The following is a 10497-nucleotide window of genomic DNA, read 5'->3' as shown; positions in this document are numbered from 1 at the left end:
TTCATTGTCGTATTCTCTCAGAAAGTTGAGTCTCCGACAATCTCGGGGCGGTTCACTACAGCAAGTTCTGTTGTTTTATAGGTTTTACCTGTACCAGGAGGGCCGTATAAGATTCGGTTTAGTAGCTGTGGTATATAATCGTCATCGATCTCATATTCAGTACTTTTGGATGAAACAGTATTAGAGGTTTTAGCTTTAGCTTTATTTTTATTTAATAGCCATGCTTCATACGAAATCTCATAGAAAGTCTGATCGGTTTTCGAGGCTAATTTATCCATGGTTTCTTGATAATTATGCCAACCATCTTTAGGAGCATCAATGTTTTTAGACGTGAGCCAAGGACGAGTTTGACTATCAACAGGTAAGTAATTTGATGGGTCTATGTAAAATAAATTTTGGGTAAGTTTGGTAAAAGCGGTACCAGGAATCTGCATAGCAGAGTCGAATAAATCCCCATCAACATTATGATCACGTGCTTGGTGAAATATCTTCCAAAGCATAGGGATATACTCAGGCTTTCTTATATAACCGTATGGAAACATCCATACCTTCTGTGGGTTTGATCTAGGCAAACCATTTAAATCAGTTGGTATAAGATTTTGTAATTCTAGCTTAGTAAGTAACTTGGTAAGAGTTCGAAGGCTTCGAGCTTCACCATATTTCATTATTAATGAAAAGAATGAGAAGGGGTCCATGACCTTAACTTTACTTTTCTCATTTTTTATTAATTGATCCTGAAGGCCATTGTTTACTCCAATCTCTATGAGAATGTCGACTAAATCTTCTTGCTTGTCTTCAAAGTCAACTAGCCAATCCGAAATTGCTTTGAAGGCTGGTATCCAAGTAAAATCATATTGTTCGTTTTGATTCAATGTCATCTTCATATCTTTATAGTTGTTGTCCACAAAGTTTAAATCTTTCATCGCCTCTACCAGCTCATCTCGCATTTTCCACTCAAATAAATTGCTTGAGTCATATCTGCCTGTCATGGCAATTCGCCAATAGATTTGACTACCGTCATTACTGACGATTTGGAATCTATTCAGTTGTTTTTGAACCTGCTTACCGAATTGAGTGATAGCGACATTGAAAATATTGTGATGTAGATTGTACTTATCACCAAGAGCTTTGCAGGTAGATTTATGACCAGGTTCTAAATAAAAAGCTATTAAGGCATCTATATAGCTGCGCTTAATTATGTCTTTATTAGACAGTATTTGTTTCCATTCATCTTTGGTAACAAAGGCTGGGGATTCGTAGTCGCCTTCTGTGACTGTTATTGTTTCCATTGATAATTCCGTTAACATTTAGTAGCTTATAGTGAAAATTAAGATTCTTAATTAAGGATGCAGCACACCGGATTAGCCTATTTAACCATTCAGGCTTTCTCTTGATAGCTATTATTTATTCAAATAAAAATTAGGGTTTATTAGCAATTCAGGCAGTCCATCAGAGCTGACATAGACCACGGCATTTTGGCTGAAGTCACAACACAATTTGAGGCTGGTTTCTTCATCTATCGGATAAGTAAAGAAGCTGTCTTCTCGCCACTTACCGTCCTTACTTACACCATAACCATCAATTACATTCAGGCCTCGTATCAGCAACTCTGCTTTTAAATTTTGACTGGCTTTCTGGTTGTCTTCAAGCGTAAGCTCTTTTCCCAATGGGTTCCAAGCTGTAATAAACAATCCGCCAGCAGGATCAAATTCCTGTAATAGAGCAGCAGCTTTTGGAGACGGCTTACCAATATTAAGTAAGGTGTCACCAAAGTGATAATTTGTTTGATGATAAGCTTGTAAAAGGGAAGGGTCTAACATAATTAGCTCGATAAAGTAATGGTTTAAGGGGTGAATGAAAATATAAAGCGATTGTCACTTCAAACCCCGACTTTCACAAAGCCACCTGACAAATCTTATTATTCATAATTTATAGTGTAGGCCTTATCAATCCTAGCTTAGATGAAATATCGCTATAGCATATTCAAGTTTTGGCTGATAATAAGTATTTCTATAAATGCGATTTGCAAACCCGCAATATTATAGGTAATCACATCTAACTATTTTAAAATATAGATATGAATTTCGTTTGCAAAAGCTTACTATCTTATAACCACCTTGCCAGCCGCACCATTCATGCGATAGTTTTAAATGTCCCCAGTGATAACCAGATTAATGACTTTTTCTATTTCATCAAAGGGAACTTTGAACCACTCTATCACCTTATATAGGTTGTCGCTCGTCTCCAAGTTTTTTGGCGAGCTCATCATTCATCCAGTCAAGATCAGTAATAATTAGCTGGTAGCTGTTTTCATATTTATATTGAGCAGTAGCTAAAGAGCGAATAAGCATATTGGACTAAATACCGTTAGCAAATATTAAGCGTAGTCGCTGCTGGTTACGCTCATTTTCGCGCTGCTCCGCATGATAGATATCCGCCACATAATAAAGCATACTGTAATTACTGTAAGGGTTTTTGTTTTTTGCAATGTGTGCTGGGCCCAGTATAAACCACATATTAATCTTAAATTATTGATTTAGAATAATTTATTTAAATATATTTTTTATTATACCAACAAAAAATATTAGGATAGTGCTTAGATAAATTACTAATAAACGGTGAGCTTTACTTGAGAACTTATTGTCATATTTTGTTAAAATAGAGCTGCTTTAAACAGGGCTAACCTTATTTAGATTAGCATACATACATATTGAAGGAGTCTATAAGACATAGCTTAGAGTAAAATCACACTGTAGATAAGTAATTAGCCTGTTTTATGATTAAATCAAGAACTATAAAGTAGAGATATCTATGACCAATAGGATAAGTTCTGAGCAAGCTTTTGAGCACGCATGGAAGTATTTTGAATTGCATTCTAGCCAAAGAACAACTTTATTTAATTATTTTTTATAGCGGGTTTGGGTGCGGGTATTGGAGCAACTCTTCAAGCGTCCAATGATCTTCTGTACATGGGTACATTTTTAAGTATATTCGTTGTTTTAGTATCTATTGTTTTTTGGAAGCTAGACCAGAGAACTTCATTTTTAATTAAGCAGTCAGAGTCAATATTAGAAACACTAGAAAATAATTCAGACAGCGCCATTGGTATATTCATAAATGAGAATGCAAACTTAATTGAAGAAAATAAGAATCGAAATTATTTTAGCAAAATATTAACTTATGGAGCTGTATTCAGATTTACCTTTAGGGTTACAAGTTTTGTAGGAATTGGTTTGGTTATTCTATTCGTAATAAAAATATTAGGCTGCTTGACTTAACAAACCGCAATATTAACAAATTCACTCGGGAAGATTAAACTTCATACTTGGGGTGTTATAAACCACTAAAATGGGACAAAGTAAGCGGTTAAAATATATAGTAATCTTTGATGTTCTATTTATTGAACAAGAAAAAAGGACAATTTGAATGACTGAGTCAATACTTCAAACCTATCTTAACGAACAGCATATCAAAACTGATGTTACGGAAAACATTGAAAACCTGAAGAAGGCGGTAAAAGAACTTGAAAAAAACCTAACAAGGAAAAAAGTAAAATCGGATATCATTCCGTATACCCTAGTTGCGCTCGACCCAAAGGTAAAAGGCAACGATCCGGTAGTGCAACAAGTGGAAAAGATTATTATTAAAAAGTGGCCTACTTTTAAGAATGGTGTGACAGCTACTAATGATACATCCACCACCTACGTACGGGCAGTGATTCTAGAAGCGCTATCCCAGCTATCGAGAAAGCAGCACGCTGGCGGCTATGAGGCGTATGAAGACGACGCAGGCTTCTGTAAGTCAGCGACACTGGATGAGATTAAAGCCAATGATTATGTACTCACTCCAGGGCGTTATGTGGGCGCTGCACCGATTGAGCTATGCTGAAGAAACCGTACAACTAAACTTGGTAAACTAAGCACAATTATAGGAGTTTACCATGACCAAGAAATTAAGAACCTACAGTAACGAATTTAAAGCTGAAGCTGTCAAGAAGGTAGCAGATAATAATGGCAATATCTCAGCTACTGCAAAGCAGTTAGGTATTGCTATGCAAACGCTATCAAACTGGCATAACAAAGCCAATCAAGGCAAGCTTGTTGGCACAGAGCAATATGATCCTGACCTTATGAGTGCTCTTCAAGAAATAAAGCAGCTCAAGCGTCAGCTCAAAGTGGCTGAAGAGGAGCGCGAGATTCTAAAAAAGGCGACCGCGTACTTCGCGAAAAACAGCCCGTAAAGTACGCTTTTATCAAAGACAATCGTCAGATATTTAGCACCACTACTATGTGCCGTGTATTAAGCGTTAAGCCCTCAAGCTACTACGATTGGCTAAGTCGTGACATCAGCGAACAGCAGGTACACCGCAATCAGTGCGAGCTACTAGTTAAAGCCGCTCACAGTGAAATGAAAGAACGTTATGGCGTAGATCGATTGCATGCTCATCTAAGCAAACAAGGCCACAACATTAGCCTGTATATGGTAAGAAGCATCAAAGAGGAACACGGCATCAAATGCCGTCGTCATAAGCGCTTTAAAGTCACTACTGACTCAAACCACAACAAGCTGGTCTATGACAATGTTTTAGATCAGAGGTTTGACGCTAAGCGTCCTAACGAAGCATGGGTCAGCGACATTACCTATATCTGGACTGCTGAGGGCTGGTTATATTTAGCTGGAGTGAAAGATTTATACACCAAAGAGCTTGTCGGCTACGCTATCAATAAGCGCATGACCGCTGATTTAGTATGCCGTGCACTCAATATGGCAATCAAGAACAAACGACCTACTCAAGGACTGATTGTTCATTCAGATAGAGGTAGCCAATATTGTAGCCATGCGTACCATAAGATTATCGAGCAGCATAAGTTTACAGGCTCAATGAGCGGCAAAGGTAATTGCTATGACAACGCACCTATAGAAAGCTTCTGGGGCGTCTTGAAGAATGAACTAGTATATCATCAAGATTATAAAACGAGGTTTGCAGCCACTAGCGATATCATTGGGTATATTGAGCTGTATTATAATCAGACTAGGATTCAAAAGGGCTTGGGCTATCGAGCGCCAAGACAGGTGTGGTTTGACTACTATCGTCAGGCTGCGTAATTAAAATCTCCCAAGTTTGGTTCTACGGATTTGACAGCATGGGTCACAGTTTAAGAAGGGTAGAGTGGGGAGTTAGTCATAAATTGTTAAGATAATGACTGATTCATACTTGCCTCTGCATACTAGGAAGGATAAATCATGGAATATGCCTCTAAAATACTACCATTTGATCTATTGTCAAAAGTACGAGATGTTATTGATGGAAATCAAGTTAAAGGTGATGAACTTAATCTAGTGTCATCTACGGTTGAGCCATTCGATTTGCTTATTACTGTTAAATGGGAGTTTTATGCGAGTTGGAGTGACCAAGAGATTGCGGGTGGGAACCCTAGTAATAGCCACTATGGCTACAACCTTAGTAAATTCAAAAACCACCATCAGAATAACCTCAAAACAGCATGTAATGATACATCACTAAGACAAAACTTTCTGACCAATTTAAGTAATCAAGGAGTTGATGGACTCCTTATCTCTAAGTCAAAAACGACTATTACAAGTTTAGGCACGCACTCTTATAGCTATGACTGTGGGCACTGTAACGCATATGGTAGGGTGAATTGTGGAGGCTGTGGGGGTGTTGGTTGGAACATTTGCTATAGCTGTGGTGGTGGGGGTAGAAAACAAGAGTTTTATACTGTTTATGATAGTTATTCAAAACAAAATATTTCCCGCTCTAGATGGGTGAACTGTGGTGGGTGTTTTGGCACTGGCAGGGTAACTTGTGGGGGGTGTGGAGGCTCGGGGAGGGTAACCTGTCCTACATGTGGTGGACTATGTTTTTTTACTTTATACCGTAGTACAGACGTAGTCGCTAATCCAAAATCCTATTATAAGATAACGGGTGATCTACATGCTGATCAAATTGTGCAACTATTAGCCGATAAGGGACATGAGTTTACATTCTCAAGAGTAGAATTTACGCATTATAAAAAAAGTAGTCCAGACTATAATATTGAGCAATTTATGTATTATGGTAATAGTTATACTACCGAGATAATTACAGATCTTCGCTCCGAATATTATACAGTCGCAGGTTTAGGCATACCTATATATCCATTCATACGTCCTCCTATTTTTGACCAGCTCTTTAAAGAAGAGATAGCTGAACTATTAGAAATTAAGGAACAGCAAGGAAAGGTTCGTAAACAATCAGCGGTTAAGTTTTTTAATCATTTTATCGACCAACCAGTTTTAAGTAGTGCTCTTAAGACCATTGCTAATGAGCGTACGAAAGATGACATGGATGTCAGTCACATTATTACTAATGCATGCCAAGGTTATATTAGTTCAGAAGCCAGTCGGACTTTTTCTGATGCTGTTACCGCAATTTTAGATAAGGTTTCGCCACCATATCATGGCTTAACGTGGGCCATTTGGGGTGTATTATCGGTAATTTTTGTTCTATTCTGGACAGAGTCGGCTTTTGAAAATTTTATATTTAATTATGGGTTTCACTGGTTAGAATTCCCTATCTATATTTTATATTCATTGTTTGGATTATTTATATTTTTTACTATTTTTACCATACCCATTGTTATTATTAGTGCATTTATAGTCGGTTTCAAAAGTCATAACGTACCTGAGGAGTACCGTCAAAATTTGCGGCATAAAGAGGTTTTTAAGAAGTGCCTCAAGGGCTTAGGTATCGTCTGGATTATTGGTAGTATCTACGGTGTTTCTGCTGGTTATCAAATCGTACCAAAATTAAATTATCAACCATTTACTTGGGCTTATAATAACTTGCTGACAGATGAGCAGAAAACACAGTTTGATGAAAAATGTTTGGCTCTGTTAAAGCCTGTTCATTACTATCCCGGGGCTTGTCAGTATTTAAGAAATCAAAACCCTATGACTAAGATAATTGAAGAGCGGGAGTTTAGACAGTCACTTATCGATTCTATCAATGATGAGTATTCATCAGAAGGTGAAAAAGTTGTTGCTATACAGCAATTGCTACATCAAACCTATCCGGAAGTAGAAATTGATGGTATTTATGGTAAAACAACTCAGTCAAAATCTGTAGAGCTCTTGCAGAGCCAGTCAATACCTATTAATGATGATGCAAATTTGAACGAAATTATTGAAGCATTTAAACAATTTGAATAACGCTAGGGTTTTAATCCCTACTCTTAGATACTTCTAGTAAGCAACATACAAACTCCGATAATAATCAAACCCTGAGTTTAATCATGTCACCTAGATAAGATGACAGTAAATATTAAAACGCGGAACCCAGTGTATCAATGGATTCCGCGTTTTTTTGTGGGTGCGATAAAACTGTAGTCAACATAATAGTGGTTAAATTCGCAAGTCTAGCAGCTGTAAAATCTGTGATATTGACACCTAGGTATATTTTATATAGCATGAATAAAATTCACTATATATAAAATAATATGAAAAAAATTAATTTAAAGCCAAGCCAGAAACTTATTGATTTGAGTAAAGCTAAGTTTATTATCCATCCTCACGCTGAGGATGCACTCACTCTATGGCAACGGTTTAGATCCAGAAATACTGAAATAGACATTTTCGGTTTAGACAAATTCTATCGACCACCTCTAAGGTTGATAGCGGGAAATGGCAGCACACTGTATTTTGTTAACGATTTTGCTAGGGTCGATAACATATTGATATCAAGTAGCTCAGATAAGTACCCATGCTTAATTACACCAGAAAGCATCCAAGATATTCAGATGCTGGCATGGGCTGAGGTTGTCAAGTTGGTATTTTCGAAAGATATCCATCACCCTCAGCTGTTTAAAGCACTCAAGCAGATGGCTCCAAAATATATTATCTGTAAATTAATGGGTATTAACAGCCTGATGATTGATAGCTATTGCAGCTTTGCTAATATCACCAAAACAAGTTTCGAATACCAACAATCTAAGACAGCAATAGAAGATACCCCGAGCTTAACAAAGCCACCTGAGAAATCTTATTATTAGCCATTTGTAGTGAAATCCTTGTATGGAAAGGCTCAGATGAACTAGTGATATAGCATTTTCACATTTTGGTAAGTAATCAGTACATCTATAAATGCGATTTGCAGACCCGCAATGTTATAGGAAATCACATCTAACAATTTTGAGTTATAGATGTAAGTTAATTCTAAAAACGCTCATTACTTCAAAACCACCTTGCCAGCCGCACCATCCATTCGATAGTTTTTAATGTCCCCGGCGATAACCAGATTAATGGCTTTCTCAATCTCATCAAGGGGAACGTTGAACCACTCTGTTGCCTTGTAGAGATTATCGTTTGCTGCTTTTAAGGATACTTTGACTCTTTGATCATAGAAGAAGGCATGCAGTACACCTTCCACACTACGAGCATTAGCATCATATACCTGCCACTCAGCAATGATATCTACGGGCTGTTGCAAGAAGGCAGTATCTCTAATCGAGTGCTTAGTACGCGCCTCTCCTGTAAGTGTTGAGAAACCAACTTTATGCAGGTGTTTATAGTGCGCTAAGTTGTTTGGCGTATCAGTCAGCTTAGCAACATAAATGACACCAGTAAGTTGCCGATCGTCTCCAAAGTTTTTGGCCAATTCATCATCCATCCAGTCGGGATCAGTAATGAGTAGCTGATAGCTGTTTTCATATTTATATTGAGCGGTAGCCAATGAGCGGATGAGCATATTAGATTCAGTACCATTAGCAAATACCAGACGAAGTCGTTGCTGGTTACGCTCATTCTTTCGATTCTCTGCTTGGTATATATCCGCTACATAACACAAAATCCCGTTTAAGACGAAGACGCTGCCAATGTTGATATCTTTCACTGATGAAAAGTTAGTTTTAGTAAAAGCCCCCGTTTGAATGGCGTGAGATATACGCTCAAAGGTTGCCTCAAACTTATAAAAGTCCTTACATTCAAAGCGAGTTGCTATTTCTTCATCATCGTATTGATCATAAGTATTGCGAGAATTGAGCTGACTATCACTGACTAATATTTCAGAATGAATGTTGTCAAAAATCCCTAGGTCATCACTGTTGAAAATATCATCTAGACTGTTAATAACAGGTGGCTCGCTAACAGCCACGGTTACCGGCTCAGCTTCTTTAGTGCTAGCGCTGACTGCCTTTTCAGAACCATCATCTTTATTACTCACGCTTATATCTGAGAGAGTCGGTTTGTCGTCAGATAGGGTAGAAGTAGTACTTTGCGTAGCCAATAAACCATGCTTATCTAAAGCTAGCAATTCTTGCGAGTTTGCGTGGTTGGTTTGTATGGTAGCTAAGAGGCGAGCATTTATCTTTTCATTAATATCGCTAGCACTGCTACTAGGCACGCGCCCCTGTTGATCGATAAAAAGGTTGATAGTGTCAAACTGCTGCGCTAAAACGCTGTTATTCGCCGAGCTTTTGGTGACAGGCTTTATATCGTCTAATAAACCAGTACTGTCATTTAAAAAAATATCGTCTAGTGTTTTGTACTCACGACTTTGATAGATCTCATCGAGTTTAATCATGACTATTGGCTTCTCGCTTGGCTTTTTGGTTTCTGACATAGGAGATAACTTCAGTCATACGCCGCTCGATAGCATCTTCTGAGTTTCTATTAGGCTGACGACCTTTATTCTTGATAAACGCAACTATCTTTGGCCACATCAGGACCGCTTCTGCCTCAGTGACGGTAGAACGGCTGGCATGCACGACGTCATTGATGGTTTGTAGTACTTCTTTGTCGACTGTCCTAGAAAGGACTTCATAGGCATCATGAAAGGGATTGACTGATTTGATAAGATCGATGGGAAGGTTGTTCACATTGACAAACTTACTGCCAACCTTCACAAAGCCGTTGCTAGGATTTGAATCATTGCTGCTACTTGATTTGGTTTTAGGGTTATATATTTTTGCGTCAGCTGGCAGGTGGCGCTCTTTAATAATGTCGTTTTCATTGAGCTGACTTTTTCGTTCAGCATTTAGAGTAGCGATATCTACATACTCCGTGCCTTGCTTAATGAAACAGCGCTCATTTTCGATGATCGCATCTTCAGGGATATCCTTACCTTCAACCACGCCACCTTGGCGGTTAATGGCCATATATTGCATGACGCCTTCTTGTACTTGCCGTACTTCATTGGCATCTAATGTCGGGTATTTACTACGAATAATACTTGGGATGACGGTATCTGATACGGCTTCGGTCTCGACGTTATTGGTTTCGGCGGCAATATACTTTTTGATGCTATCTGCGTTCTGGCATAATTGAGCTAATATCTCTTCACGGTCTTGGTTAAGTATATTCATCACTCGATCAGAGGGAGGGTTGACGGTGTCATCAATGATAATGGTACCTGCCGGCAAGTCTAACGTGCTTAATATGTCTAGTGTAGTGGCATAATTAAATTGGACAACTGCTAAGAGGCTATACTAACCCAAAGAA

The 10497-nt window shown here is 38.2% G+C and carries 10 protein-coding genes; 5 read left to right on the top strand and 5 right to left on the bottom strand.

Features of this window, described 5'->3' with window-relative positions; genetic code table 11:
• Positions 1-17 precede the first annotated feature (17 nt).
• The 3 genes from EI164_RS11550 to EI164_RS11540 form a co-directional block, all read right to left on the bottom strand.
• A complete protein-coding gene (locus EI164_RS11550; protein WP_192520109.1) occupies positions 18-1289 on the bottom strand; it encodes a hypothetical protein in 1272 nt (423 codons plus the stop codon).
• 111 nt (positions 1290-1400) lie between these two features.
• Complete coding sequence (locus EI164_RS11545; protein ID WP_192520108.1) at positions 1401-1820, bottom strand: DUF3293 domain-containing protein; 420 nt, start codon at positions 1818-1820, stop codon at positions 1401-1403.
• A gap of 537 nt (positions 1821-2357) precedes the next feature.
• Positions 2358-2516 (bottom strand): hypothetical protein, encoded by a 159-nt coding sequence (locus tag EI164_RS11540; protein WP_192520107.1) that lies wholly within the window; start codon positions 2514-2516, stop codon positions 2358-2360.
• Positions 2517-2969: 453 nt separating this feature from the next.
• On the opposite strand from EI164_RS11540, the gene EI164_RS11535 reads away from it, so the two are divergent.
• The 5 genes from EI164_RS11535 to EI164_RS11515 all read left to right on the top strand — a co-directional run bounded on the left by EI164_RS11535 (position 2970) and on the right by EI164_RS11515 (position 8051).
• Complete coding sequence (locus EI164_RS11535) at positions 2970-3278, top strand: hypothetical protein (protein WP_192520106.1); 309 nt, start codon at positions 2970-2972, stop codon at positions 3276-3278.
• 148 nt (positions 3279-3426) lie between these two features.
• Positions 3427-3888 carry a GTPase-associated system all-helical protein GASH gene (locus EI164_RS17070; RefSeq protein ID WP_413038460.1) on the top strand — a complete coding sequence of 154 codons (462 nt, stop codon included), beginning with the start codon at positions 3427-3429 and terminating at the stop codon, positions 3886-3888.
• 52 nt (positions 3889-3940) lie between these two features.
• Positions 3941-5106 (top strand): IS3 family transposase gene (locus tag EI164_RS11525; RefSeq protein ID WP_192520105.1). Its coding sequence is split into 2 segments (ribosomal slippage): positions 3941-4199 and positions 4199-5106, totalling 1167 coding nucleotides; the frame shifts between segments, so codons are not numbered across the junction.
• A gap of 138 nt (positions 5107-5244) precedes the next feature.
• The gene (locus EI164_RS11520; RefSeq protein WP_192520104.1) at positions 5245-7212 is read left to right on the top strand and encodes a peptidoglycan-binding domain-containing protein; all 1968 of its coding nucleotides are present in this window, start codon (positions 5245-5247) and stop codon (positions 7210-7212) included.
• A gap of 287 nt (positions 7213-7499) precedes the next feature.
• Complete coding sequence (locus EI164_RS11515) at positions 7500-8051, top strand: hypothetical protein (protein WP_192520103.1); 552 nt, start codon at positions 7500-7502, stop codon at positions 8049-8051.
• A gap of 176 nt (positions 8052-8227) precedes the next feature.
• Here EI164_RS11515 and EI164_RS11510 read toward each other — a convergent pair whose 3' ends face one another.
• Together EI164_RS11510 and EI164_RS11505 are read right to left on the bottom strand one after the other, a co-directional pair.
• Positions 8228-9619 (bottom strand): GIY-YIG nuclease family protein, encoded by a 1392-nt coding sequence (locus EI164_RS11510; RefSeq protein WP_192520102.1) that lies wholly within the window; start codon positions 9617-9619, stop codon positions 8228-8230.
• Complete coding sequence (locus EI164_RS11505; RefSeq protein ID WP_192520101.1) at positions 9573-10418, bottom strand: hypothetical protein; 846 nt, start codon at positions 10416-10418, stop codon at positions 9573-9575. Before EI164_RS11505 ends, EI164_RS11510 begins: the two co-directional genes overlap by 47 nt.
• Between the last annotated feature and the right edge of the window lie 79 nt (positions 10419-10497).

The organism is Psychrobacter sp. FME13 (genome assembly GCF_014861395.1).
In the GTDB taxonomy this organism is placed as follows: Bacteria; Pseudomonadota; Gammaproteobacteria; order Pseudomonadales; family Moraxellaceae; genus Psychrobacter.
Note: the sequence above shows the minus strand (reverse complement) of the source record. Positions and strands in the feature narration are given on the sequence as shown.